The 24,692-nt window shown below is 65.3% G+C and carries 27 protein-coding genes; 12 read left to right on the top strand and 15 right to left on the bottom strand.

Annotation, left to right across the window (positions count from 1 at the left end; genetic code table 11):
- Positions 1 to 30: 30 nt before the first annotated feature.
- Together AC3A6I_RS10110 and AC3A6I_RS10105 are read right to left on the bottom strand one after the other, a co-directional pair.
- Positions 31 to 1,014, bottom strand: coding sequence for a glycerophosphodiester phosphodiesterase family protein (locus AC3A6I_RS10110; RefSeq protein WP_487543553.1), 984 nt, complete (start codon positions 1,012 to 1,014; stop codon positions 31 to 33).
- A gap of 141 nt (positions 1,015 to 1,155) precedes the next feature.
- On the bottom strand, positions 1,156 to 2,370 hold the full coding sequence (locus tag AC3A6I_RS10105) for an NADP-dependent isocitrate dehydrogenase (RefSeq protein WP_487543552.1): 1,215 nt from the start codon (positions 2,368 to 2,370) through the stop codon (positions 1,156 to 1,158).
- Between the two features lie 320 nt (positions 2,371 to 2,690).
- On the opposite strand from AC3A6I_RS10105, the gene AC3A6I_RS10100 reads away from it, so the two are divergent.
- Entirely contained in the window at positions 2,691 to 3,083 is a 393-nt protein-coding gene (locus tag AC3A6I_RS10100) for a MarR family winged helix-turn-helix transcriptional regulator (protein WP_487543551.1), read from the top strand.
- A 60-nt stretch (positions 3,084 to 3,143) separates the two neighbouring features.
- Entirely contained in the window at positions 3,144 to 4,415 is a 1,272-nt protein-coding gene (fabF, locus tag AC3A6I_RS10095) for a beta-ketoacyl-ACP synthase II (protein ID WP_487543550.1), read from the top strand.
- Here the strand turns inward: fabF and AC3A6I_RS10090 are convergent.
- Genes AC3A6I_RS10090 through AC3A6I_RS10080 form a run of 3 tightly spaced genes read right to left on the bottom strand, consistent with a single transcriptional unit; the run spans position 4,384 to position 5,539 of the window.
- The gene (locus AC3A6I_RS10090) at positions 4,384 to 4,779 is read right to left on the bottom strand and encodes a TfoX/Sxy family protein (RefSeq protein WP_487543549.1); all 396 of its coding nucleotides are present in this window, start codon (positions 4,777 to 4,779) and stop codon (positions 4,384 to 4,386) included. The two genes, fabF and AC3A6I_RS10090, sit on opposite strands and share 32 nt — an antisense overlap.
- Positions 4,776 to 5,105, bottom strand: coding sequence for a TfoX/Sxy family protein (locus tag AC3A6I_RS10085; protein WP_487543548.1), 330 nt, complete (start codon positions 5,103 to 5,105; stop codon positions 4,776 to 4,778). The genes AC3A6I_RS10090 and AC3A6I_RS10085 overlap by 4 nt, the downstream gene beginning before the upstream one ends.
- The gene (locus AC3A6I_RS10080; RefSeq protein ID WP_487543547.1) at positions 5,102 to 5,539 is read right to left on the bottom strand and encodes a GFA family protein; all 438 of its coding nucleotides are present in this window, start codon (positions 5,537 to 5,539) and stop codon (positions 5,102 to 5,104) included. Before AC3A6I_RS10080 ends, AC3A6I_RS10085 begins: the two co-directional genes overlap by 4 nt.
- Positions 5,540 to 5,613: 74 nt before the next feature.
- Between AC3A6I_RS10080 and AC3A6I_RS10075 the strand changes: the two genes are divergently transcribed.
- From AC3A6I_RS10075 to rpsD, 6 genes are all read left to right on the top strand, one after another.
- The gene (locus AC3A6I_RS10075; RefSeq protein ID WP_487543546.1) at positions 5,614 to 6,177 is read left to right on the top strand and encodes a GNAT family N-acetyltransferase; all 564 of its coding nucleotides are present in this window, start codon (positions 5,614 to 5,616) and stop codon (positions 6,175 to 6,177) included.
- Positions 6,178 to 6,306: 129 nt separating this feature from the next.
- Entirely contained in the window at positions 6,307 to 6,900 is a 594-nt protein-coding gene (locus tag AC3A6I_RS10070; protein WP_487543545.1) for a GNAT family N-acetyltransferase, read from the top strand.
- A gap of 215 nt (positions 6,901 to 7,115) precedes the next feature.
- Entirely contained in the window at positions 7,116 to 8,552 is a 1,437-nt protein-coding gene (locus tag AC3A6I_RS10065; protein WP_487543544.1) for a GGDEF domain-containing protein, read from the top strand.
- 74 nt (positions 8,553 to 8,626) lie between these two features.
- Complete coding sequence (locus AC3A6I_RS10060; protein ID WP_487543543.1) at positions 8,627 to 9,430, top strand: RNA methyltransferase; 804 nt, start codon at positions 8,627 to 8,629, stop codon at positions 9,428 to 9,430.
- Between the two features lie 63 nt (positions 9,431 to 9,493).
- The gene (locus AC3A6I_RS10055) at positions 9,494 to 10,738 is read left to right on the top strand and encodes an MFS transporter (RefSeq protein ID WP_487543542.1); all 1,245 of its coding nucleotides are present in this window, start codon (positions 9,494 to 9,496) and stop codon (positions 10,736 to 10,738) included.
- A 193-nt stretch (positions 10,739 to 10,931) separates the two neighbouring features.
- Positions 10,932 to 11,549 carry a 30S ribosomal protein S4 gene (gene rpsD, locus AC3A6I_RS10050; RefSeq protein ID WP_487543541.1) on the top strand — a complete coding sequence of 206 codons (618 nt, stop codon included), beginning with the start codon at positions 10,932 to 10,934 and terminating at the stop codon, positions 11,547 to 11,549.
- A 97-nt stretch (positions 11,550 to 11,646) separates the two neighbouring features.
- Here the strand turns inward: rpsD and AC3A6I_RS10045 are convergent, their stop codons facing one another.
- Positions 11,647 to 13,032, bottom strand: a complete 1,386-nt coding sequence (locus AC3A6I_RS10045; RefSeq protein ID WP_487543540.1) for an SbmA/BacA-like family transporter — start codon at positions 13,030 to 13,032, stop codon at positions 11,647 to 11,649.
- Positions 13,033 to 13,175: 143 nt separating this feature from the next.
- On the opposite strand from AC3A6I_RS10045, the gene ttcA reads away from it, so the two are divergent.
- The 3 genes from ttcA to AC3A6I_RS10030 all read left to right on the top strand — a co-directional run bounded on the left by ttcA (position 13,176) and on the right by AC3A6I_RS10030 (position 15,676).
- Positions 13,176 to 14,039 carry a tRNA 2-thiocytidine(32) synthetase TtcA gene (gene ttcA / locus AC3A6I_RS10040; RefSeq protein WP_487543539.1) on the top strand — a complete coding sequence of 288 codons (864 nt, stop codon included), beginning with the start codon at positions 13,176 to 13,178 and terminating at the stop codon, positions 14,037 to 14,039.
- Positions 14,040 to 14,104: 65 nt separating this feature from the next.
- Entirely contained in the window at positions 14,105 to 14,926 is an 822-nt protein-coding gene (locus AC3A6I_RS10035) for an inositol monophosphatase family protein (protein ID WP_487543538.1), read from the top strand.
- A 30-nt stretch (positions 14,927 to 14,956) separates the two neighbouring features.
- Complete coding sequence (locus tag AC3A6I_RS10030) at positions 14,957 to 15,676, top strand: SAM-dependent methyltransferase (RefSeq protein WP_487543537.1); 720 nt, start codon at positions 14,957 to 14,959, stop codon at positions 15,674 to 15,676.
- Between the two features lie 122 nt (positions 15,677 to 15,798).
- Here AC3A6I_RS10030 and AC3A6I_RS10025 read toward each other — a convergent pair whose 3' ends face one another.
- Positions 15,799 to 17,052, bottom strand: coding sequence for a multidrug effflux MFS transporter (locus AC3A6I_RS10025; RefSeq protein ID WP_487543536.1), 1,254 nt, complete (start codon positions 17,050 to 17,052; stop codon positions 15,799 to 15,801).
- A 117-nt stretch (positions 17,053 to 17,169) separates the two neighbouring features.
- Positions 17,170 to 18,393 (bottom strand): MFS transporter, encoded by a 1,224-nt coding sequence (locus AC3A6I_RS10020; protein ID WP_487543535.1) that lies wholly within the window; start codon positions 18,391 to 18,393, stop codon positions 17,170 to 17,172.
- Between the two features lie 162 nt (positions 18,394 to 18,555).
- On the opposite strand from AC3A6I_RS10020, the gene AC3A6I_RS10015 reads away from it, so the two are divergent.
- Positions 18,556 to 18,867, top strand: coding sequence for a Dabb family protein (locus AC3A6I_RS10015; protein ID WP_487543534.1), 312 nt, complete (start codon positions 18,556 to 18,558; stop codon positions 18,865 to 18,867).
- On the opposite strand, the gene grxD is transcribed toward AC3A6I_RS10015, so the two are convergent.
- The 7 genes from grxD to AC3A6I_RS09980 form a co-directional block, all read right to left on the bottom strand.
- On the bottom strand, positions 18,851 to 19,186 hold the full coding sequence (grxD, locus tag AC3A6I_RS10010) for a Grx4 family monothiol glutaredoxin (protein WP_487543533.1): 336 nt from the start codon (positions 19,184 to 19,186) through the stop codon (positions 18,851 to 18,853). The two genes, AC3A6I_RS10015 and grxD, sit on opposite strands and share 17 nt — an antisense overlap.
- Positions 19,187 to 19,385: 199 nt before the next feature.
- Entirely contained in the window at positions 19,386 to 19,913 is a 528-nt protein-coding gene (locus AC3A6I_RS10005) for an HAD family hydrolase (protein WP_487543532.1), read from the bottom strand.
- Between the two features lie 94 nt (positions 19,914 to 20,007).
- On the bottom strand, positions 20,008 to 20,241 hold the full coding sequence (locus AC3A6I_RS10000) for a BolA/IbaG family iron-sulfur metabolism protein (RefSeq protein ID WP_487543531.1): 234 nt from the start codon (positions 20,239 to 20,241) through the stop codon (positions 20,008 to 20,010).
- Positions 20,242 to 20,348: 107 nt separating this feature from the next.
- A complete protein-coding gene (msrA, locus tag AC3A6I_RS09995; RefSeq protein ID WP_487543530.1) occupies positions 20,349 to 20,864 on the bottom strand; it encodes a peptide-methionine (S)-S-oxide reductase MsrA in 516 nt (171 codons plus the stop codon).
- A gap of 85 nt (positions 20,865 to 20,949) precedes the next feature.
- Positions 20,950 to 23,178 carry a phosphoribosylformylglycinamidine synthase subunit PurL gene (gene purL / locus AC3A6I_RS09990; protein ID WP_487543529.1) on the bottom strand — a complete coding sequence of 743 codons (2,229 nt, stop codon included), beginning with the start codon at positions 23,176 to 23,178 and terminating at the stop codon, positions 20,950 to 20,952.
- A gap of 117 nt (positions 23,179 to 23,295) precedes the next feature.
- Positions 23,296 to 23,766 carry a CYTH domain-containing protein gene (locus AC3A6I_RS09985; protein ID WP_487543528.1) on the bottom strand — a complete coding sequence of 157 codons (471 nt, stop codon included), beginning with the start codon at positions 23,764 to 23,766 and terminating at the stop codon, positions 23,296 to 23,298.
- Positions 23,766 to 24,647 carry a CHAD domain-containing protein gene (locus tag AC3A6I_RS09980; RefSeq protein WP_487543527.1) on the bottom strand — a complete coding sequence of 294 codons (882 nt, stop codon included), beginning with the start codon at positions 24,645 to 24,647 and terminating at the stop codon, positions 23,766 to 23,768. Before AC3A6I_RS09980 ends, AC3A6I_RS09985 begins: the two co-directional genes overlap by 1 nt.
- Between the last annotated feature and the right edge of the window lie 45 nt (positions 24,648 to 24,692).

Below are 24,692 nucleotides of genomic sequence, written 5' to 3'. Positions count from 1 at the left end.
TAATTATTTCGTCTCTATTTGAACGCGCCGTTACTTGAAACGCGCATTTGCCAGCGGGCCGATGGTTTCGATCTTGTTGGTCCAGATGTAACCGGTAAAGCCGTCCGGCACCTGCGCAAGTTGTTCCGGGGTATCGATGCCGGCCGTGCCCGGATCGCCCGCGCCATACGGGCCGAGCAGGATCACCTCGGTGCCGGCGTCGCTCAGGCGCTTGAGGAACAGGTCGGGCCAGCCCCACAGGAAAGGAGCGACGTTGATCGGCATCATCACTACGGTGTTCCGGCATGCCTCGGGCACAATTCCCGTCCAGCCGATTCCCGCGTAGTTGAGCACGCAGTCGATCAGCCCGCGCCGCGACCACACATTCAGGTCGCCGATCAGCTCCTGGGACCGAAGGGTCGGCGGATCCCCGCCGTAGGCGCCCCACACGTTCTCGCGCCATTCCGGATGGGCGGCGATCACCGCCGCCAGCATGTCGCCCTCGCGCGCCTCGTTGCTCTTGAAGTTGACGAGGATGCGCTGGCCGGGCAGGGCGCTGAACACCTCCTCCAACTCTGGCATCATGCCGACGCCCTTGCCACGGAACGGGTAGGTCGCGCCGTCATCGGCGGTGTAGCCATAGCCGATGTCGAGCGTCCTGAGGTACGCCATGTCGTGGCTGCGTGTGTCGCCCTCTCCTTCGGTGCGGCAGTCGACCGTCCAGTCGTGCAACACCGCCAGCTTGCCGTCGGTGGTCGGATGCACGTCGAGCTCGACGATGTCGGCGCCGGCCGCGAAGGCTGCCTGCATCGAGGGAATTGTATTTTCGAGGAACTCGTGCGTCGGCGGATCCATGCGCTCGGCCGTGCAAGTGTCGTTATCGAGGCCGGCGCGGTCGAAGGTCTGGTGGACGCCGCGATGCGCGATCAGCTGCACGCCGCCCTCTGGAGGCGCCGCCCACCACGATCCGTTGAACAGGATGACCGCAACCGCAAAGACAGCGATCGCAATGAGAATTCGCCACAACCAGCGCATGCCGCCCCCAAAAAACGCAGGGCAAACTCAGCGGCGTTCATGGCCCAAGTGTGGCTGGATGCTCGCAAAAACGGCCCGTTCCGACGATCAGAACGGGCCGTCTATTGGGCTGAAGAGCCTGCCCGATGGGCAGGTCCAGGCTTATGCCGCCATGGCCTTCTTGAGATTGGCGTCGATCGCGTCGAGGAAAGCGAGGGTCGAGAGCCACTTCTGGTCCGGGCCGACCAACAGCGCCAGGTCCTTGGTCATCTGGCCGCCTTCGACCGTGTCGATGCACACCTGCTCCAGCGTCTCGGCGAACCTGGCGAGTTCGGCGTTGTCGTCGAGCTTGGCGCGGTGGGCGAGGCCACGCGTCCAGGCAAAGATCGAGGCGATGGAGTTGGTCGAGGTCTCCTTGCCCTGCTGATGCTGGCGGTAGTGCCGGGTCACCGTGCCATGCGCGGCCTCGGCTTCCACGATCTTGCCATCGGGGGTCATCAGCACCGAGGTCATCAGGCCCAGCGAGCCAAAGCCCTGCGCCACGATATCGGACTGCACGTCGCCATCGTAGTTCTTGCACGCCCAGACGTAGCCGCCGGACCACTTCAGCGCCGAGGCGACCATGTCGTCGATCAGGCGGTGCTCGTACCAGATCTTCAGTTCGTCGAACTTGGCCTTGTAGTCGCGGTCGAAGATCTCCTGGAAGATGTCCTTGAAGCGACCGTCATAGGCCTTGAGGATCGTGTTCTTGGTCGAGAGGTAGCACGGCACCTTGCGATTGATGGCGTAGTTGAACGAGGCATGGGCGAAGTCGGCGATCGAGTCGTCGAGGTTGTACATGCCCATGGCAACGCCGGCCGACGGCGCGTCGAACACGTCATATTCCTGCACCGTGCCGTCATCGCCGACGAACTTCATCGTCAGCTTGCCCTTGCCGGGGAACTTGAAGTCGGTGGCGCGATACTGGTCGCCGAACGCGTGGCGGCCGACGATGATCGGCTGCGTCCAGCCGGGCACCAGCCGCGGCACGTTCGACATGATGATCGGCTCGCGGAAGATCACGCCGCCCAGGATGTTGCGGATGGTGCCGTTGGGCGACTTCCACATCTTCTTGAGGCCGAATTCCTCGACGCGCTGCTCGTCGGGCGTGATGGTCGCGCACTTGATACCGACGCCGTGCTTCTTGATGGCGTTGGCCGCGTCCACGGTCACCTGGTCGTTGGTGGCGTCGCGGTTCTGGACCGAGAGGTCGTAGTACTCGATGTCGAGATCGAGATAGGGGAGGATCAGCTTGTCCTTGATCGCCTGCCAGATGATGCGGGTCATCTCATCGCCGTCGAGATCGACGACTGGGTTGGCGACTTTGATCTTGGCCATGCTTCAAGCTCCTCGGGCGGCTATGGTTTGATGCCGGGGCTAATAGCATGAAATCGCCCGCACGGAAGCCGGGGGGCGACGAGACTTGCGTGGGGTAAGGCGGGCGGCGCCGCCATAGCGACACCGCCCGCCCGCCCAAAGCATGTTGTGGACACGACTCGAGCGTTGCCACAATTGGCGATCTCCACTGCATTTCCTAGACGGACTAAGGTCTTAGCTTGAAACTCTCATCTCACGCATCGAGCACGCCACAGCCTGGACTTGACACCGTGTAACTACACAGCCATCTATCGGCCATGCGTGACGACTTCACTCAATGCATGGTGTCCAATACCCGGATGGCGGCGCGAGCCATCACCCGGCGCTACGACGCCTATGCCCGGCAGTTCGGCATCACCTCGACCCAGTTCTCGCTGCTTGGCGTCATCACAGCCTCAGGCGAGCAAACGGTGAGCGAGCTCGCCGAGGCGCGCGGCTTCGAGCGCACCACGCTGACCCGCAATCTCGACCGGCTCGAGAAGATGGGGCTCATCGAGTCCCGTGCCGCCGAGCACGGCAACGGCCGGCTCTGCCGGCTGACGCCCAAGGGCGAGGCGCTGGTCGAACAGCTTCTGCCCTATTGGCGCAAGGCCCAGGCCGAGATCCGCGAGGAGCTCGGCGCCGAGGGCTTTGACGAAACCCTGAAGACACTGCAGCGCCTCGCCTCCATCTGAACTTCCACATCGCGGCCATCTCGTGCCGCCACAACCGTGTATCTACACGAGGAGAATGACATGACCGCTCAGGCTGATCCCATCGTCGTCACGGGCATGGGGGTGGTGAGCCCGCTCGGCACCGGCGTCGATACCGTCTGGTCGCGCCTCATCGCCGGCCAGAGCGGCATCGTCCGCAACACCCGGTTCGACGTCACCAACTTCACCGCCAAGATCGCGGGACTGGTGCCGACGAAGGAGACCGACCCGGAAGGCTTCGATCCGCTGGTCGCGATCGACCCCAAGGACATCAAGAAGATGGACCTGTTCATCCAGTATGGCTTGGTCGCTGCACAGGAGGCCCTTAGCCAGTCCGGCTGGGTCGCCGATACGCCGGAGAAGCAGGCTGCCACCGCCACCATCATCGGCACCGGCGTCGGCGGCTCGCCGGTCATGGCGGAGGCGGTAGAAACCATCATCGAAAAGGGCCCGCGCCGGCTTTCGCCCTTCACCGTGCCGGCCTTCCTCGCCAATCTCGCGGCTGGCTGGATCTCGATCCGCCACGGCTTCAAGGGCCCCATCGGCGCGCCGGTCACCGCCTGCGCTGCCTCTGGCCAGGCCATTGGCGACGGCATGCGGCTGATCCTTACCGGCGAGGCTGACGTCGCCGTGGTCGGTGGCGCCGAAGGCTCCATCGACCCGATTTCGGTGGGCGGCTTTGGCGCGGCGCGCGCGCTCGCCACCGCCTTCAACGACGATCCGCAGGCCGCGTCACGCCCCTTCGACCGCAAGCGCGACGGCTTCGTGCTGGCGGAGGGGGCCGCAGTCATGGTGATCGAGCGGCTGAGCCACGCCCAGGCCCGCGGCGCCACGCCGCTCGCGATCCTTGCCGGTTACGGCACCTCGGCCGACGCCTACCACCTGACGGCCGGAGAGCCGACCGGCGCAGGGGCGCAGGTGGCCATGCGCAATGCGCTGAAGATGGCTGGCGTGTCGCCGGGCGAGATCGACTACATCAACGCCCACTCGACCTCGACCAGCGTCGGCGACGCCGCCGAGCTGGCCGGCATCGGCGCGGTCTTCGCCAATCGCGGCAAGGACCTCGCCATCTCCTCGACCAAGTCCGCCACCGGACACCTGATGGGCGCCGCCGGCGCCATCGAGGCGGTCTTCTCGGTGCTCGCCATCCGCAACGGCATCGTGCCGCCGACGCGCAATCTCGATGATCCCGACGTCGGCGAGCGCTTCGACCTCGTCCCGAAGGTGGCCAAGCAGAAGACCGTGCGCCACGCCCTGTCGAACGCCTTCGGCTTCGGCGGTGTTAACGCGTCGCTGGTGTTTTCCGCGATCTAGCGGCCCCGGGCTTCTTCGGTTTTTCCGGTTTGACCGGGCGCTGGGCCACGGCTTTCTCCGCGAAGCGGACCCAGTCCTCCAGCGCCTCGTCGTCCTCGATTGCGTCGGCATCGATCCAGAAGAAGCCCGACATCACCCGGCCGCTATGGATCATCTCACTGGTCCCCGGCCGGGCCTTGGCGGCCTCGTGGTTGGCCTTGCCCACCGAGATCAGGATGCCGCCATCCTTCTTGCAGCCCACGAGAATATGCCCGTTGAGCAGGAAGGTGAGCCCGCCGAACATGTATTTCTCGCTGATGCGCGGATCGTCGCCCACCAGCATGCGGACGCGGTCGGCGACATGGTCCATGGCTTCCGATTTCATTTGGGCGGCAGGCTCCTGACGTAGGGTTCGGCGAACGCGATCCAGCGGGATATCGCGGCATCGTCGGTTACCGCATCGGGCGCGACCGCAACAAATCCCGTCATCTCGCGCGCCCCCATCTTCATCGTGCCGACCCCTGGCTGCGCCAGCGCCTCGGCGGTCGTTTCCGGCGACACCCGCACCAGCAGTTCGCCGCCCTTCATCGCCGCCACCAGCATGTTGCCATGCAGCATGAAGCCATAACCACCGAACATCTTCTGCTTACGCACCCCGTCCATCGCCAGCAGCGGCCGGATGCGGGCGGCAAGGCTGTCGGCCGGCGTCATGACTCCTGCTCGCGATAGGTCTGCCAGCGCGGCAGCCCGGCCGGAAGCGCGTCCCAGTCGTGATGGCTGCGTGCAAAGATCAGCTGGTTGGGCACGAACCACCCGGCGCCCGCGAATAGTCCGGCCGGCACCAGCGTCAGCTCCGGCGCCCGGCTCGAGCGCGCCAGCAGCGGCGTGCCGCAGGCCGGGCAGAACCAGCGCGTCATCGTCGCACCCGAGGCCGACGGCCGGTCGAACGAGCGCGTCTCACCGGCAATCGTAACGTCACCCGAGGCCATTGCGACCACAGCCGAATGGCCCGTACCGCTGGCCCGCTGGCAATCGAGGCACGCGCACATGAACATCGACTTCACCGTGCCGGCGATCCGCACCGAAACCGCGCCGCAGGCACAGCTGGTTTCGAGCTCGATGCTGGGTCGTGCCGGAGAGGACATGCCGGAAGCTGACACCAGCCCGCTTGAGCGCGCAAGTGCTTGATCGGGCAGGGCGCCCACACTAGACGAGTGCCATGGTTTATGCCCCGAGCTTCCCGATCGAGACGGAACGCCTGCGCCTGCGCCCCTTCACGCGCGGCGATGTCGATGCCGTTTTCGAATACCGCCGCCGGGACGATGTGGCCCGTTACCTCATGGACGGGCCGATGACCCATGAGAGCGTCGCCGAGGCGCTAGGAATGCGGGTCGGGCAGGAGGCGCTGCGCGTGGAGGGCGACAAGATCTTCCTCGCCGTCGAGCTGAAAGACCAGCACGGCGTCATCGGCGAGCTGTCGCTGATCCTCAGGAGCGAACCCTGGCGCCAGGGCGAGATCGGCTACATCTTCCATCCCGACCATCACGGCCGCGGCTACGCCACCGAGGCAGCCCGGATGTTGCTCGCGATGGGTTTTGCGGGGGCAGGCTTGCACCGCATCTATGCTCGCTGCGCCGCCGCCAATATCGGCTCCTGGCGCGTCATGGAGCGGCTCGGCATGCGTCGCGAGGCCCACTTCCGCGAGCACGCTTTCGTCAAGGGCGAGTGGGACGAGGAAATGATCTACGCCATTCTCGAACATGAATGGCACGCCGAGGGCTAAGTGCCCGCGCGCTCAGGTCTATTCGGCTCAGGCAGCCAGATTTGGTAAGATATTTCAAGGAATAAGCCGGAACCGCTCCAGTGCGGTGGCGTTGCCTCTCACAAGTTATTCCGTGCGGGGAACATCATCATGACCAAGCCAGAACTACCCATAGAGACCGAGCGATTGATGCTTCGGCCATTCCGGAAATCCGATCTGGAGGACGTCGCAGCCTATCTCGCCCTGCCCGATGTGCAGCGCTACCTGGATTGGAAGGCGCGCGACAAGGAGGAGGCAAAATCGGCGCTGGAGGCCATGATTCGCGAGCAGCGCATGCATCGTCCAGGGGATGCCATTTCGCTGGCCATCATCCGCAAGGGCGACAACAAGCTGATCGGCCATATTTCGCTGCGCTGGGTCGACGCCACCGCCGGGCAAGCCGAGATCCGTTTCATCGTCAGCCCGGATGCCCGCCGCAACGGTTATGCCCGCGAGGCGGCGCGGGCTGTGCTTGATCTCGGCTTCGAGGAACTCGGCATGCACCGTGTCTTCGCCCGCTGTTCTGCCCGCAACGAACCTTCAGCCAAGCTGCTGAGGCACCTCGGCATGCGTCTCGAGGCCCATTACCGCGAGCATGCCCTGTTTCAGGGAGAGTGGGACGAAGAACTGCACTTCGCCGTGCTCGATCGCGAGTGGGTGCGGGGCAGCAAGGTGAAGGAACTGAGCCGGCACAAGGTCGCCTGAACAGGGTGCGACTCTTCGCGCGGGCGTAATTTTATGGCCCGACCTATACCCTGACGATACCAAAAAATCGCATGGCAGCCATGCTGCACTCCTTACGGCGCGCGGCGTTTCTGCTTTACTTGTTCTTGCGGGGCTCGCGCCGGGCGGAAATCAGGATCGAGGGGATCTGGGTTTCGCCGCGACGCCGCTTAGTGACGACTACTTGGGGACCCCTCATGGCCTTGATGCCCGCGGCCAATTACCGGCAAGGACGCGCCACCAGCGCCCTGGTCCGCCTCTCGCGCAACGTCCTGCTCATCGCCGTGGTCGTCTTCGCCGCGGCGCTGCTCGGCAGCCTCACCCGACCTACGGGCTTTCTCGCCTCGTTCTGGCCAGCCAACGCGATTCTCGCCGGCCTGATGGTGCGAAAGCGCCAGTTCCGTCGCCTGTCGGTGATTTTTGGCGCTATCGCAGGCTATGTCGCAGCAGCCTTCATCGTCGGCGACGAGTTCCATATAGCGCTGCTGCTGAACATCGCCAATCTCGCCGGCGTCTTAAGCTTCGTGCTGCTGTTCGGCGCGCTCGATCCGCTCGATCGCCAGTTGGCGCGGCCGCAGGGCGTTCTGTTCCTGCTGGTCGTGGCGGCGGGCGCGTCCGCCGTCAGCGGCTTTGGCGGAGCCATGGCGCTCGGCGCATTGTTCGGCAATCCGCATCTGAGCGGCTGGATGCTTTGGTTCGCCGCCGACCTCGTCAACTACCTCGCCATTCTGCCCGTCATTCTCACGGCGCCGCGATTGCTCGTCTGGTTGCGACCATGGCGGGTGCCGCGTGGCGCCTGGCGCGTCTCCGCTGCCCCGATCGCCCTGCTGCTCGTGGCGATGGCCATCAGCGCCGGCTTCGCGCATCCCGTCGCCCTGGCCTTTCCGCTGCCGGCGCTGATCTGGTGCACATTGACCCTGCCGCTCTTCGGCGCCGCGCTCGCGGTCATGGCCTACTCGACCTTCGTCATGGTCGGCATCGCGCTCGGCCTGTTCGATCTGTCCTCGGGCGGGCTCGACACCCACGCGGTCCTCGCCGTGCATATCGGCGTCGCCCTGCTGGCGCTCGGCCCGCTCGCGGTTGCCAGCGTCAGCAGCGAGCGCCGCCGACAGATCGACGAGCTCGAGCGGCTGGCGCGCTACGACTCGCTCACCGGAGCCCTGACGCGCAGCGCCTTCATCGATCGGGCCAGCAGCATGATGGCGAGCCTCGCGCACCGCGGCGAGCCTGTCGCTGTGCTGCTGCTGCTGGATGCCGATCACTTCAAGCAGATCAACGATACACATGGCCACCAGGCCGGCGACCGCGTGCTTGTCGCGGTTGCCACGGCCATCCGCGGCTGCATCCGCGACAGCGACCTCTTCGGCCGGCTGGGTGGGGAGGAATTTGCGCTGCTGCTGCCCTCGATCGCCGGGGACGAGGCAGAAAACGCCGCCGAACGCATCCGCGTCGCCGTCGCCAATCTCGGCGTCGTGCTCGACAGCGGCATGGTGCAACTCGTGACTGTGAGCGTCGGCCTGGCCTACGCCGGTACCGCCGAGCGCGATCTCGGTGCGCTGATCTCGCACGCCGACAACGCCATGTACGAGGCCAAGCGCGCCGGCCGCAACCGCATCGCCACCCGGCGGGTGTGATCCGTTCGCCGGCCGATACTTGATCTCGACGCCCGTTCCGCCCTATGCCGCCGCCAACGGAGTTGATTGGCAGCATGGCCGGAACCGACAAGTCGCAGGAATTCGTCTACCGGCCGAGCCCGGCGATCATCCTGTGCGAGCCGCAATTGGGCGAGAATGTCGGCACCACGGCGCGGGCCATGGCCAATTTCGGCCTGTGGGACCTGCGACTCGTCAACCCGCGCGACGGCTGGCCCAACGAGCGCGCCATCGCCGCCGCCTCGCGCGCCGACCACGTGATCGACAAGGTCCGCGTGTTCGCCACGACCGAGGAGGCGATTGCCGACCTCTCGATGGTGTTTGCCACCACAGCCCGCCGCCGCGACATGCAAAAGCCGGTCTACGGGCCGGAGGAGGGCGCCCAGCGCGCCATCTCCCACATTGCCGGCGGGCACAAGGCCGGCATCCTGTTCGGACGTGAACGCTGGGGCCTCTATAACGAGGAAGTGGCGCTCGCCGACGCCATCATCACCTATCCGGTCGAGGCCGCCTTTGCTTCGCTCAACATCGCCCAGGCCGTGCTGCTGATGTCCTATGAGTGGCGCCGCCAGTACGACAAGGGCGAGGTGCTGCCCTTCGAGGGCGGGCTCGACCCGATTGCGCCGCGCGGCGAACTGCTCGGCCTGTTCGAGCATCTCGAAACCACGCTCGACCGCACCGGCTTCTTCAAGACCGACGACAAGCGCCCGGCCATGGTCAACAACCTGCGCGCCGCCTTCGCCCGGGCCCAGCTTTCAGGCCAGGAGATCCGCACCCTGCGTGGCGTCATCTCCTCGCTCGATCGCGTACACCTCCGCCATGGCCGCCTGGCCCGCAAGAGCGAGACCGGCGAAGAATAGAGCGAAAGGGGCAGGCGTGACCCTTTGACGCCCGTCGTGCGGCGTGCGACATGGCGCCTCACCATGGACACGACCTCCGCCGCCGAGCCGAACAAGCTCGCCTTTAGCTACCGCAATTTCCGCTTCTTCTGGGCTACGACGCTGCTGGTCAGCTTCGCGGTGCAGATCATGTCGGTGTCGATCGCCTGGCAGATCTACGATGTGACGCGCGAGCCGTTCCTGCTCGGTCTCGTCGGGCTGTCGCTGTTCCTGCCGGCGCTGGTGCTCATCCTCGTCACCGGACTCACCGCCGACCGCTTCAACCGCCGCCTGATCATGGCGATCTGCCTCGGCGTCGAGCTGCTCTGCGCGCTGGGCTTTCTCGCCTTCGTCAACGCGCAGGCGCATGAAGTCTGGCCGATCTTCGCCATCCTCGTGGTGCTTGGTACGGCCCGCGCCTTCTGGAACCCGGCGGCGCAGTCGCTGGCGCCCAACCTTGTGCCTTCCGAGGCTCTGGCCAACGCCATCACGGTCAACATGTCCGCCTGGCAGTTCGCCGCCATTGCCGGTCCGGCCGTCGGCGGGCTGCTCTATGGCGTACATCCGTCGGTCGCCTTCGGCACCGCTGCGGTGCTGCTGGTGCTCGGCATCGGCTCGGTGCTGATGATTTCAAGGCCCCCCAAGCGCGAGTCGCATCAGGCGACCAGCCTCGGCACGCTGCTCGCCGGCTTCCGCTACATCTTCTCCAACAAGGTCGTGCTTGGCGCGATCTCGCTCGACCTGTTTGCTGTGCTGATGGGCGGCGCCGTCGCGCTGCTGCCGATCTACGCCCGCGATATCCTCCATGCCGGCCCGGCCGAGCTCGGCTACCTGCGCGCTGCCCCCGGTGTCGGCGCCATCGTCATGGCGGTGATCCTGTCGCGCTTCCCCATCCGCGACCATGCCGGCAAGCTGCTCTTCCTGTTCGTCGGCCTGTTCGGCTGCTTCACCATCATCTTCGGCCTGTCGACCTCGATCTGGCTGTCGGTAATCGCCCTGGCGCTGGTCGGCGCCTCCGACATGGTCAGCGTCACGATCCGCGAAACCATCATGCAGCTGTGGACCCCGGAAGAGGTGCGCGGCCGCGTCAACGCCGTGAACTCGGTATTCATCGGGGCGTCCAACGAACTCGGCGAGTTCCGTGCCGGCACGGTAGCCCACCTCATCGGCCCGGTCCCGGCCGTGGTGCTGGGCGGCATCGGTTCGATCATCGTTGCCGGCACCTGGGCGGCGATGTTCCCGAGCCTCAGGAACCAGCGCACGCTGAACAAGAAGATGGTTGAGGGATAGGGCATCCGGCCGGTCCAGAAGCCCGCGGCGCTTGACACCGCCGTGTCATCCAACTATCACGCGCCCACTTGACGGACGCAGCCGGTCCGACGAGCGCACCCGGGATTCCCTGAACCTGAGGAATCTGTCGGCCCTGACCGCAAGGCAGGGCAGAGGAGGGCGCAATCACTTTCGACGTTCTGAAAGGATTACGATGTCGAAGCGCATTCAGTCCAAGCACAAGATCGATCGCCGTCTTGGCGAAAACCTGTGGGGCCGTCCGTCCTCGCCGCTGAACAACCGTGCCTATGGCCCCGGCCAGCACGGCCAGCGCCGCAAGGGCAAGACCTCCGACTACGGCCTGCAGCTGCGCGCCAAGCAGAAGCTCAAGGGCTACTACGGCACGATGACCGAGAAGGCCTTCAAGAAGCTCTACATCGAGGCCGCCCGCGTGAAGGGCGATACCGGTGAGCGCCTGATCGGGCTGCTCGAGAGCCGCCTGGCCTCGGTGGTCTACCGCGCCAAGTTCGTGGCGACCCCATTCGCCGCCCGCCAGTTCGTCAGCCACGGCCATATCCTGGTCAACGGCAAGCGCGTCAACATTCCCTCCTATCAGGTGAAGGTCGGCGACAAGATCGAGATCAAGGAGCGTTCGCGTCAGCTGGGCATCGTCCTCGAGGCCAACCAGCTCGCCGAGCGTGATATCCCCGACTATCTCGAGGTCGATCACGGCCGGCAGGCCGCGACCTACGTGCGCGTCCCGGCCCTCGCCGACGTGCCGTACCCGGTCCAGATGGAACCGAACCTCGTCGTCGAATTCTACTCGCGCTAATCGCGCGGGACATCCGACGGAATTGGAAAGGGCCGCCCGATTGGGCGGCCCTTTTGTTTGGGCTGGAGCGGGAGCTGCCTGCGGCAGCCCTCGTCCTTTAGGCGGGAGTGGCGTCAGACAGCGATTCCTTGATCGGCTGCTGTTCGAGCGGAATGAAGCTCTCGAAGCGGTGCAGGCGGGCGTAGATCGACATCAGCTCGACGATCGTCGTCCAGGCTCGGGCGAAGAACTGGAACGAGGATGCGACCTCGCCGAAGGCATTCTGCACCTGCTGGTAGATGCCCAGCGTGAGGGTGCCGGCAAGAATGGACGGGGACAGCGCGAGCAGAGGGATGTAGCCGGCGACGTTGAGGTAGGCGTAGCGGGCCAGGTTGAAGTAGGTGTAGTGGAAATAGAGCCGGAAGTAGTTCTTCTGGACGTTGGAGAAGAGCTCCCGGAACGTGGCCGGCGTCGGGCGGTCGTCATGGTCCTCGCCATAGACGAGCTCCTTGCGGAGCGCTGCCTCGACCTTCTGGTTCTGGAAATTGAGTCCCGGCAGCTTGATGCCGACGCCCCAGAGGAGCGCCGTGCCCAGCGCGGCCGAGGCGAGGGCCACCCAGACCAGATTGCCCGGCAGGTTGCCGAAGATCGGCAGTTCGGTGATGTTGACCGACAGGTCCCACAGGATGGGCAGGAACACGACCAGCGTCATCAGCGAGCTGACGAAGGCAGTGCCGAGATCCTCCATGATCGAGGCGAACCGCATCGTGTCTTCCTGCACGCGCTGCGCCGCACCTTCGGTGGTGTGGATCTCCGGCCAGTAGGCCATGTAGTAGGACGTCATCGCCTTGCGCCAGCGGAACACATAGTGCGAGGTGAAGAAGTTGAGCAGGATCAGGAAGATGATATTCGGCATCAGCACGGCGAACAGCGTGACGACGTAGGGCCAGTATTGCTCGGGTGGCACCGAGCCCGGTTGGCTCAGTGCCTGCTGCAGAAGGTCGAAGAACCGACCCTGCCAGTCGTTGACCCATGCGCTGATCTGCACCTGGGCGTAGACGGCGAGGATCAGCACGGTGCTGCCCACCACGCTCCACCAATACCACTCGCTGCGCCGGTAGAAATACCAGAACACGCAGAACAGCACCGATAGCATCAGGATATACTGGTACTCCCAGATCTTCCCGCCGTTGAGGAAGTTTGGATCGGAGACGACGCAGTTGGCGGGCGTCGCTGCCGTTGGCGCCGCCGCTGCCGCAGGATCGGTGGGAGCAGGGGCGTTGGGATTGGTGAGCTCTTCGCCGGCCGCGGGAGCGGCTGGCGTGTCGGTCGATCCGGCGGGCGCCTGGCCGGGTGCACAGATCTGGGGGGCGAGGAAGCGGTCAACGCTGATTGCGCTCCGCAATGGGTCGCCGCCGGCATAAAAAAGCAGGATGCCGATAAGCAGCAGCCCGAAAGCCGACGCGAAGAACAACCTGGGTGCGGGGAAAAACGAGCGGAACACGCGCGACTCCTTGGGGTTCCGGAAACTCGTCTGTCATCTAACTGACGAAATTGGGGCCGGGCAACAGACGGAAGCGCACCTTGCCATCATGTAATGGACCCGCCAGCTTTCGGTAAGCCGCGCGCTCTGGTATCAGGCTGCCCATGAACCAGATCGCCCCGCCCGCCCAGTTCGAAGATGCCGAAGATCTTTCCGGCGCCCATCCGCTTTTCGCCAATGCCCCGCGGTCGGTCGAGTTCAACAAGCTGCGCAAGCGCCTCATCCGCAACATGCGCGAGGCGATCGACAAGTTCGGCATGGTGCGGGCAGGGGAGCGCTGGCTGGTGGCCATCTCCGGCGGCAAGGACAGCTATGGCATGCTGGCGCTGCTGCTCGATCTCAAATGGCGCGGCCTGCTGCCGGTCGAGCTCATCGCCTGCAATCTCGACCAGGGCCAGCCGAACTTCCCCAAGCACATCCTGCCCGAATGGCTCACCGCCAACGGCATCACGCACCGCATCGAGTACCAGGACACCTACTCGATCGTCACCGACAAGCTGCCGGCGGGCGCGACCTATTGCTCGCTCTGCTCGCGCCTGCGCCGCGGCCATCTGTATCGTATTGCGCGCGAGGAAGGCTGCACCGCGCTGGTGCTCGGCCACCACCGCGAGGATAGCCTCGAAACCTTCTTCATGAACCTGTTCCACGGCGGCAAGCTCGCCGCCATGCCACCGCGGCTGATGAACGACGATGGCGACGTCGAAGTGCTGCGCCCGCTGATCTACTGCGCCGAGCCGGATCTCGAAAAGTTCGCCGAGCACATGGCCTTCCCGATCATCCCCTGCGACCTGTGCGGCAGCCAGGACGGGCTCGAGCGCAACGCCATGAAGGCGATGCTCAACGACATCGAAAAGCGCATGCCCGGCCGCAAGGACGTGATGATCCGCGCCCTCGGCAACGTCAACGCCAGCCACCTGCTGGACCCAAAACTGTTCGACTTCCTGAGCCTCGGCAAGGCGCGCGACTAACGGCGCAGTGAGTTCCCCTCACGCCGGCGGCTATAGTCGGCCGACCCCCTTCTTAGCGGACCATCATGACCAGCATCGATATCGCCCGCCTCGCCACCATCCTGCGCGAGGCTGCGCAGGCCGAGATCAACCCGCGTTTCCGCCATCTCGATAGCGGCATGGTGCGCCAGAAATCCGAGGCTATCGACCTCGTCACCGAAGCCGACGAGGAGGCCGAGCGCCACATCAAGGCAGCCGTCGCCGCCGAATGGCCCGATGCCCTGTTCATCGGCGAGGAGTCGGTGGCGGCCGATCCGGCTCTGCTCGAAAAGCTCAAGGACACCGATTTCGCCATCATCGTCGATCCGGTCGATGGCACCGCCAACTTCGCCGCTGGTCTGCCGCTGTTCGCCACCATGGCGAGCGTAGTGGTCAACGGCGAGACCGTCGCCGGCATCATCTACGATCCGATGGGCGACGACTGGGTGCTGGCCGAAAAGGGCGCCGGCGCCTGGCAGCGCCGCCCCGACGGCACGCAGTGGCAGCTGCAGGTGGCGACCGCACCAGCGCTCGAGCAGATGGTCGGACACGTCTCGATCACCTACCTGCCGGGCGACAGCAAGGCCCGCGTGCTTTCCAACCTCGCCAAGGTGCGGGTCGCGGCCAACTATCGCGTCGCCGGCCACGACTACCGCACCTTCGCCTCGGGCCACTCGCATTTCGTCGCCTTCAACAAGCTGATGCCGTGGGACCACTTGGCCGGCTCGCTGATCTCCGAGGAGGCCGGCGGCTATGTCCGCCGTTTCGACGGCTCGCCTTATCGCCCCGAGCATCTCAGCGGCGGGCTGATTATCGCAACCGATCCGGACACTTGGCAGTTGCTCCGGCGGGAGGTCTTCACGTTATAGTAGCCTCCTGATCGTCGAGGGGAGGCGCGGTTGGACCATCTGAACTACTGGGCGATCGCCGAGCGCGATATCGAGATCCAGAACCCGGTGACCGACCGCAAGCTCCGGCTGCTCGACGACTATTGCGATATCGGCGATGGCCTCAGTGTGCTCGACATCGGCTGCGGCAAGGCCTGGCTGATGCGGCAATGGGCCGAGCGCCACGCCATCGAGGGTGTCGGCATCGACATCAATGCCCGCTTTCTCGAGGTGGCGCGGCGCAAGGCGCCAGCCCGTGGCCGGCTGACGTTCCACAACACGGCCGTCAAGGGCTTTCGCGTCGAGCCGGCGAGCTACGACGTGGTCATCTGCCTCGGCGCCTCCTTCGTTATCGGCGAGGTGCCGCAGGCCATCGAGTGGATGGCCGCCGCTGCCAAACCCGGCGGACGGCTGGTGATCGGCGATCTGGTGCTGAAGCATCCGCCCGCCGTGCCCAAGGGCCTGGTGCTGCCGCCCGATACGCTCGGCATGATCGGCATCGTCGAGCGCCACGGCGCCGAGGTCTTGGCCACCATCAGCGCCTCGGAAGCCGATTTCGAGCGCTACGCCAGCCATCATCGCCACGCAACGCTCACCTGGGCCCGCGAAAATCCCGACCATCCCGACCACGCCCAGGTTCTCGACAAGAGCCGGGAGGACTGGATGTATTACCAGCGCACCATCCGTCCCATGCTCGGCTGGACGATCTTGGTGGGGAGGAAGAAGGGGTAGCCCAACCACCGGGTCATTCCCGCGAAAGCGGGAACCTCTGTTTCCTTGGCCAGAAACGAAGATCCCCGCTTTCGCGGGGATGACATCGAGCTTGTGGAGACTACGGCACGAAGCGTGTGTGCCTAGTGCCCCGCATCCTGCGCCGGTTGCGCATATTGCGGGCTCACCCCGAACAGCCGGCCCCGCTCCGCGATGAGGATGCAGGACAGCACCAGCGCGCCCATCACCGCATAGCCGGTCGCATTGGGCACGAGCGTGCCGTCGTAATGCTGGCCGATATAGGTGCCGATCAGCGCCCCGCCGACCGTCTGGGTGAAGCCGAACACCGAGGCCGCCGTGCCGGCCACCGCACCCAGCGGCTCCATCGACAGCGAGTTCATGTTCGAGGCGGCCCAGCCGAACATCCACTGGATGACGACGAACAGCCCGAAGAAAACCGGGAACGGGATCGGCCCCATCAGCGCGAGGCCAAGCCAGATGACCGCGCCGGCGAGGTAGATGAGGATGGCCGTATGGCTGATCCGGCGCATGCCATAGGTCCTGACCACCCGCGAGTTGACGAACTGGGCCACCGCGATGGCGCCGGCCATCACAGCGAAAGCCACCGGGAAATACGGCCCCAGCCCGTAGAGTTCGACGAAGATCTGCTGGCTGGCCGAGATGAAGCCGAACATCGCCCCGAACAGGAACGTGCCGGCGAGGCCATAGAACAGCGCCTGCCGGTTGGTCACCACAATGCGGAAGCCGTCGATCACGCTGCGCAGGCTCAGCGGCCGACGGTACTCCGGGTGCAGTGTCTCGGGCAGACGGATGAAAGCCCAGATGCCGAACAGGCCAGCGAGTGCGGTCATGAACAGGAAGATATACTGCCACGGCCCGGCGAGCAGGATGATCTGGCCGATGCCCGGCGCGAGGATCGGGATCGCCATGAACACCATGAAGGTCAGCGACATCACCTCGGCCATCTCGCGGCCCGAATACTTGTCGCGCACCACGGCGGTAGCGATCACCCGCGTTCCCGCGGCCCCCAGCCCCTGCACGAAGCGGAGCGCAAGCAGCACGGTGAAATTGGGCGCAAACGTCGCTGCGAAGGCACAGGCAAGGTAGATGCCGATGCCGACCAGCAGCGGTGCGCGCCGCCCGAACCGGTCGGTCAGCGGCCCGAAGGCCAGCTGGGCGATGCCGAAGCCGAACATATAGGCGCTGACGACGAGCTGGCGCTCGTTCTCGTGGCTGATGCCCAGCGCTTCGCCCATATAGGGCAGGGCGGGCAGCATCACGTCGATGGCCAGCGCGTTGAGCGCCATCAGGGCGGCGACAAGAGCAATGAATTCGACGCGGGAGAGCTCCCGCGTCTGTGCAGTAGTATCGGACATGTGGTTCTCGTGGCCGGAAATGGGAGGAGGCGGCCGAAAAGAGCCGCAACATGCTCTTGCCGGCGCGCTTTGGCAACCCGTTAGGGTCCTAATCTTTCGGTGGGCAGACGCTTGTGATCAGGCCGCCTTGGGCTGGAATGCCGGCGCGCTCCGCTCCTTGATCGGCAGATGAATCGCCGCCGACCCCAGCCCGAGCAGAATGCCCAGATACCACACGAGGCTGTACGAGCCCGTCTGGTCGAACACATAGCCGCCCAGCCATACCCCGATGAACGAGCCAACCTGGTGGCTGAGGAAGGCGACGCCATAGAGCATGCCCATGTAGCGGGCGCCGAAGAACAGTGTCACCAGCCCCGCCGTCGGCGGCACCGTCGACAGCCACAATAGTCCGATCACGCCTGAAAAGACGAAGGCCGTCACTTCCGTCACCGGCAGGAACACGAACAGCGCGATCGCCACGGCGCGGATGAAATAGATCGAGGCCAGCAGCAGCGGCTTCGACACCCGCCCGCCCAGATACCCGGCGCCGAGCGAGCCGATGATGTTGAACAGCCCGATCACCGCGATGGCCCAGCTGCCCACTTCCGGCGACAGCCCGCACTGCACCAGATAGGCCGGCATGTGCACGTTGATGAAGGCGAGGTGGAAGCCGCACACGAAGAAGCCGATCACCAGCAGGCGATAGGAGTTGACGCTCCAGGCCCGCTTGAGCGCCACGCCGAACGGCATCTCCACCGAACCCGCGGCACGCTCCGAACGGCCGCGCAGTGCATAGGTCAACGGAATCACCAGTACCAGCAACGCCGCCGCGTAGAGCAGCGTGCTCTGCCAGCCGAAGGCGCCGATGAAGCCCTGCCCGATCGGGGCGAAGGCGAACTGCCCGAACGAGGACGCGGCGGTCGCGATGCCGAAGATCAGCGAGCGCTTCTCCTGCGGCACCGATCGCCCGAAGGCCACCATGACAATGGAGAAGGACGAGGTCGCAATGCCGACGCCCACGATGATGCCGGCCGTAAGGTTGAGCAGCGTGCCGGTCGGCGATACCACCATCAGCGCGAGGCCCGCCGCATAGATCAGCAGCCCGCCGATGATCACCTTGGCCGTGCCATGCTTGTCCGCCAGCGCTCCCGCGAACGGCTGCGCGATGCCCCAGGCGAGGTTCTGGATCGCCATGGCGAGGCCCCAGGCCTCCCGCGTCAGTCCGAGATCCGCCGTCAACGGCAGCGTCAGCAGGCCGAAGCTGGTGCGGATGCCGTTGGTCACCGCCGCGATCACGCAGCCGGCGATGATCAGGACGATGAGCGGCGTCGCAAGCGAGCGGGGCGCAGTAAGCGAAGACATGGCAAGACTCGTCGTTGGAAGCCGTGTATCTACACCCGCGCGCGGAGGCGGTGAAACGGATTTCCGTTATGGCTGCGATCACGCCCGTTGATCGCCGGACGCCATGCCGCAGTTGATCCGCCGCAATCGCGGACTATTTAGGGGACGAACCGGAGTCGTCGCGTGATCCGCCACATTGTCTTTTTCACCGCCAAGCCCGAAAACCTCGATGCGGTCGTCGAGGGACTGAGCCTGCTCGGCCAGATCCCGCACTCCGGGCATTTCGAGGTGATGCGGAACGACAAGGTCGATCTCTACGGCAACGAGGTCGACGTGGTGGTCTATGCCGAGTTCGCCGACGAGGCGGCCCTGGCCGCCTACAAAGCCCACCCGCTCTATGCCGAGGCCACCAGACGCGTTCGGCCGCTGCGGGAGCTCCGCTACGCGGCCGATTTCAAGGCGCAGGAGCCGGTTTCGCTCAAGCGGTCTGCTTGACCGGCACGCCCTTGTCGCCGAGGTAGGTCTGCAATTCGCCGGCCTGGAACATCTCGGTGAGGATATCGGCGCCGCCGACGAACTCGCCCTTGACGTAGAGCTGGGGAATGGTCGGCCAGTTGGTATAGGCCTTGATGCCCTCGCGCAGCTCCTGGCTCTCCAGCACGTTGGCGCTGTTATAGTCGACGCCCAGATACTCGAGGATCTGCACGACGCGGCCCGAGAAGCCGCACATCGGGAAATCCGGCGTGCCCTTCATGTACAGGAACACGTCGTTACCCTTCACCTGCTCGTCGATCAGCGCGTTGATGTCGCTCATGTGAATGCCTTTCATGCCGCCGGGGAGGAGACCGGCGCGTCTCTCGCTAGATAATCCCGCAATGCGGCGCTGTCGAGATGTGCTCATCGGTATTTGACGATGGAGCGTCAGTCGCTGGGGGCCTCTTCTTCACCAAACCCACCGGGTCATTCCCGCGAAAGCGGGAATCTCTGTTTCGGTCAGGCCACCGTGCCGGGCGTCAGCCCAGCCGAGCCTTGATCCACGGATGCTCGGTCACGTGCTCGAGCGCGTCATACTGCACGGCCTCCCAGCCATGCTCGCGCGCGCCCTTGATCACCGCTTCGCTGTCATCGAAGAACAGCGGCGGCTCGTCCTGCGGCCCGATCCGGTTGCTGACCCACTCGTAATAGGGCTTGTGTGGCTTGGTGTGCCCGACGCGCGCCGAGTGGAAGATGTCCTCGAACACCTCGCCGAACTTCAGCTGCTGCCACAGCCACTGTGCCCGCATGTGCTCCTGGTTGGTGGCGATGTAGAGCCGTATGTCGCCGCGCTCTTTCAGCTTGCGCACCACCTCGAGCAGCGGCTCGTTGATATTGCTGTCCTTGGCCAGCCAGTAGCCGGCAAACGCCATGGCCGGCCCACGATAGCCAAGCCGGGGCAGGGTGCGATCCAGTGCCTCCAGCAGCGACATCTGCCCCACGATCACCTTCTTGACGAAGATGTCGAAGATGAATTCCTTTTTGAATTCATCGGGATCGACGCCCATGTCCTCCCCATGGTCGCGTCCCACCGGACCAGCCGCGCCGGATTGGCGGTGTAGCCGTTGATCAGGACGCCATCGACGTCGAAGAGAACGGTTCTCAATCCGGTGCCTTGGTCTGCAGGGCCAGCGAGTGCAGCACGGTGCCCATGTCGGCGCCGAAAGCCGCATTGACCATCTGGTGCTGCTGGACGCGGGTTTTGCCCCGGAAACTCTCCGAGATCACCGTCGCCGCGTAATGGTCGCCGTCACCGGCGAGATCGCGAATCTCCACCTGGGCATCGGGGATCGCGGCGATGATGCGTTTTTCGATCTCATGCGCGGCCATGGCCATGGCGAGTCTCCCGGCGGTGTGAACGTTCCCGAGATATGGCATGCGCCCGCCATAGCTTCAACGCGAAGACGCCCGCTCTTTCGGGCGGGCGTCCATGCTTCGATATCTTAGGCGGCCTGGCGCTTGGGCAGCTTCCAGTTCGGCCGCACCCAGTGGCAGGTATAGCCGTTGGGAATGCGCTGCAGATAATCCTGGTGCTCGGGCTCGGCCTGCCAGAACGGGCCGGCCGGCTGCAGCTCGGTCACCACCTTGCCGGGCCACAGGCCCGAGGCGTCGACATCCTTGATGGTGTCCTCCGCCACCGCCTTCTGCTCGGCGTTCTCGTAAAAGATCGCGGAGCGATAGGCGCGGCCGATATCGTTGCCCTGCCGGTTCTTCGTCGAAGGATCGTGGATCTGGAAGAAGAACTCGAGGATATCGCGATAGCTGATGCGGCTCGGATCGAAGATGATCTCCACGGCCTCAGCATGGTCGCCATGGTCGCGATAGGTGGCGTTCGCCTTGCCATCGTCACCCGAGTAGCCGACGCGGGTGGAGATGATCCCGTCCTTATGGCGCAGCAATTCCTGCGCGCCCCAGAAACACCCGCCGGCAAGAACCGCCCGCTCGGTATTGGTCGTCATGATGCGCTCTCCATGTTTGGATACGCCCTATATACGCACGGTCGAGGCGAAATGTTACATCTGGACACGGATTTGGGAGAGGGGGTCAGTCGAAGACTTCGCCCGCCATGAACTCCGGGAACCACCCTTCGTGGGCCTTGCGCAGCTCGGCGACCGGCACCGGACGCGCTTCGCCCAGCTTCAGCTCCGTGCCACCGGTATTGCCGATCCACGGCGCGAATACGCCGGCATAGGGATAGACCTCGGCATAGAATTTCTCGAGATTCTCGCGCGTCATCGTGACGATGTAGCGCCCCTGGTCCTCGCCGAAGAATAGCGGGATCGGGTCGCCGCCATCGAGCTGGTTCACCGTCGCGCCGATGCCCGAGGCCATCGCCATTTCGGCGAGGCCGACAGCGAGCCCGCCATCGGAGAGATCGTGCGCCGCCGTCGCCACGCCGTCGCGGATCAGGATGCGGACGAGGTCGCCGACCTTGCGCTCATGTTCGAGGTCCACCGGCGGGGGCGTGCCGTCCCTGCGCTTGAACAGATCGCGCAGGTAGATCGACTGGCCCAGATGCGTGCCCCACCAGTCCGGCGCGCCGAACAGCAGGATCGCCTCGCCTTCCGCGGCGAAGCTGGCGCGCGCCATGCGGCCCCAGTCGGGGATGAGGCCCACGCCGCCAATGGTCGGGGTCGGCAGGATGCCGCGCCCATTGGTCTCGTTGTAGAGCGACACGTTGCCCGACACGATCGGGAAGCCCAGCGCCCGGCAGGCCTCGCCAATCCCCTTCACTGCATGCACCAGCTGGCCCATGATTTCGGGCCGCTCGGGATTGCCGAAATTGAGGTTGTCGGTTGCCGCCAGCGGGTCGGCCCCGGTCGCTGTCAGGTTACGCCAGGCTTCGGCCACCGCCTGCTTGCCGCCCTCATAGGCATCGGCCTCGCAATAGCGCGGCGTCACGTCCGAGGTGAAGGCGAGCGCCTTGGTCGGGTGGCCGGCAACGCGGATCACGCCGGCATCGCCCCCCGGCCGCTGCAGCGAGTTGCCCTGGATCAGTGTGTCATACTGCTCGTAAACCCAGCGCCGCGAGGACAGGGCAGGCGAGCCCAGCAGTCGCAGCAGCGCATCGGCCACGTCCATCTGCGGAATGTCGTCGGCGGCCAGCGCCCGCGGCGGCACCGGGGCCACCCATGGCCGGTCATATTCCGGCGCCTCATCGCCCAGCTGCTTGATCGGCAGGTTGGCGACTTCCTCGCCCTTCCAGATTACCCGGAAACGCAGGTCGTCGGTCGTGTGGCCGACCGTCGCGAAATCGAGTTCCCACTTCTCGAACACGGCGCGCGCTTCGGCTTCCTTTTCCGGATGCAGCACCATGAGCATGCGCTCCTGGCTTTCCGACAGCATCATCTCGTACGGCGTCATCGCGTCTTCGCGCACCGGCACATTGTCGAGGTTGAGCTCGATGCCGAGGTCGCCCTTGGCGCCCATCTCGACCGCCGAGCAGGTCAGCCCCGCCGCGCCCATGTCCTGGATGGCGATCACCGCGCCCGTCGCCATCAGCTCGAGGCAGGCTTCCAGCAGGCGCTTCTCGGTGAACGGGTCGCCCACCTGCACGGTCGGGCGCTTCTCCTCGATATCGTCGCCGAACTCGGCCGAGGCCATCGTCGCGCCACCGACGCCGTCGCGCCCGGTCTTGGCGCCCAGATAAACCACCGGCAGGCCGACGCCTTCGGCCTTGGAGTAGAAAATCGCATCCGTGTTCACCAGCCCGGCCGCGAACGCGTTGACGAGGATATTGCCGTTATAGCGCTCGTCGAACTCCACCTCACCGGCCACCGTCGGCACGCCGAACGAGTTGCCATAGCCGCCCACGCCCGCCACCACGCCCGAAACCAGATGCTTGGTCTTCTCATGCTCGGGCGCGCCAAAACGTAGCGCGTTCATCGCCGCCACCGGCCGCGCGCCCATGGTGAACACGTCGCGCAGGATGCCCCCCACGCCCGTCGCCGCGCCCTGGTAGGGCTCGATGTAGCTGGGATGGTTATGCGACTCCATCTTGAACACGATCGCCTGCCCGTCGCCGATATCGACGACGCCGGCATTTTCGCCCGGGCCCTGGATCACGAGCTGCCCGGTCGTCGGCAACGTGCGCAGCCATTTCTTGCTACTCTTGTACGAGCAGTGCTCGTTCCACATCGCCGAAAAGATGCCCAGCTCCGTGTAGGTCGGCGCCCGGCCGATCAACTGGATGATCTTCTGGTACTCGTCGAGCTTCAGTCCATGGTCGGCAACGAGCTGCGGCGTGATGGCGATATGGTTGTCGAAGGTCATGCGATTCCGGCCTGGCTGGGGTCTCGCCCGCTATAGCGGATGCGACGGGCCGATGACACGAAAAATCCGCGGAGCGCGCAGAGCTTTCCGGCTCCACGACGCGACCAATGTAAGCTCCTAGATTTCCCCGCCCACCAGCATGGCGAGGCTCGAATTGTAGTATTGTGGGTCGCCCGTGACCTCGACCCCGATCCACGCCGGCAGGTCGAGCGCCGCCGTCGGGCTTTGCAGCTCCACCTCGACGAGGATCAGCCCGGTATGGCGGCCGCGAAACTCGTCGACCACCCAGTCACCGCCGGGCAGATCGAGCTCGTGCCGCAACTTCTCGATCTGCGAGCCGCGGCTCAGCCTGAGCAGGTGGCGCGCGTCCGCGATCGGCACCTCGTACTCGAATTCGGCCCGCGCCAGCGCCGAGCCGCCGGACTTGATGGTGATGAAGGCCTTGACGTCGTCGATCGTGCGCACACGCACCGTCACGCCGGTGCCGCCGGTGGTGAGATAGCCCTGGCGTAGCACATGGCTGCTCTTGATGTTGTTGCGCCAGTCCGAGTTGAGGACGAGGAATTTCCGCTCGATCTCGATCGCCATTACTCGGCCGCCTCGCGCCGCGACCAGCCCTCGAGATAGGCGACGAACCGCGCCTTCAGGGCTTTGGGCGTTTCCGCGAAGACCTGCTGGCCCAGCACCGCGATCCGCTCCTCTAGCTCGGTCCGCCGCGGCACGATCGCCGCGAGCGCAGCCTCGACATCGATGTCGGAACCGATCTCGCGTGGCGCCGTGACGAGGATATGCCCCAGCACGGACAGGTCGTGATGCTGGCCGAGCGCGTCGGCGAGGTCGCCCGCGCTCTTGTGTGCCGAGGGCAGCACGTCCTCGGCACACTCCTCGAGCAGCCCGAGCTGGTTCCAGTGGTATTTCACGTATTTCCGCCACTCGTGGAACGCCTCGTCCGTCCGGTGCCGCTCGGCGAACCGCCGGGTCCAGCGTCCGCGCTCATAGGTACGCTTGAGGCCGGTCGCCAGCGTATCGAGATCGATCCGGTCGCGTGACCACCGGGTCGAGCGCGCCTGCAGGTGCCGCATCTGTGCCGCGAACGTCGCCAGTGCCGCCGCCTCGGCCGCCGTGTCGGTGTCGCCCGCTTCCTTCGCCGCCTTCGGCACCGGTCGCCCGGCCCATTCCATCAGGTCGGCATAGGTCTGGACCGCCACGCGCTGGTCGCGCGCGCCCGAAAGCCCGCGCGACGCGTCGCGCACGAACGCATTCTCTTCGGCATATTCGGGGAAATCGGGACGCACCAGCCGCAGCAAGGCACGCAGCTTCTTGGCGCGCCGCCGCGCCTCATGCACCCGCTTGTCGGTTGGATCGGCAACGGCTTCGGCGACATCGATCGCCTTGGCGATCTGCTCGCGCGCGATGCGCAGAAAACCCTCGCCGGCCGACCGGTCGGTCCGGGACCACTGGAAACTCATGGATGCTCCCGCCCGTGGTGCTTCGGCGCGACCTTATGCAAACGC

This window comes from Devosia sp. Soil_C_22 (assembly GCF_057657195.1).
Note: the sequence above shows the minus strand (reverse complement) of the source record. Positions and strands in the feature narration are given on the sequence as shown.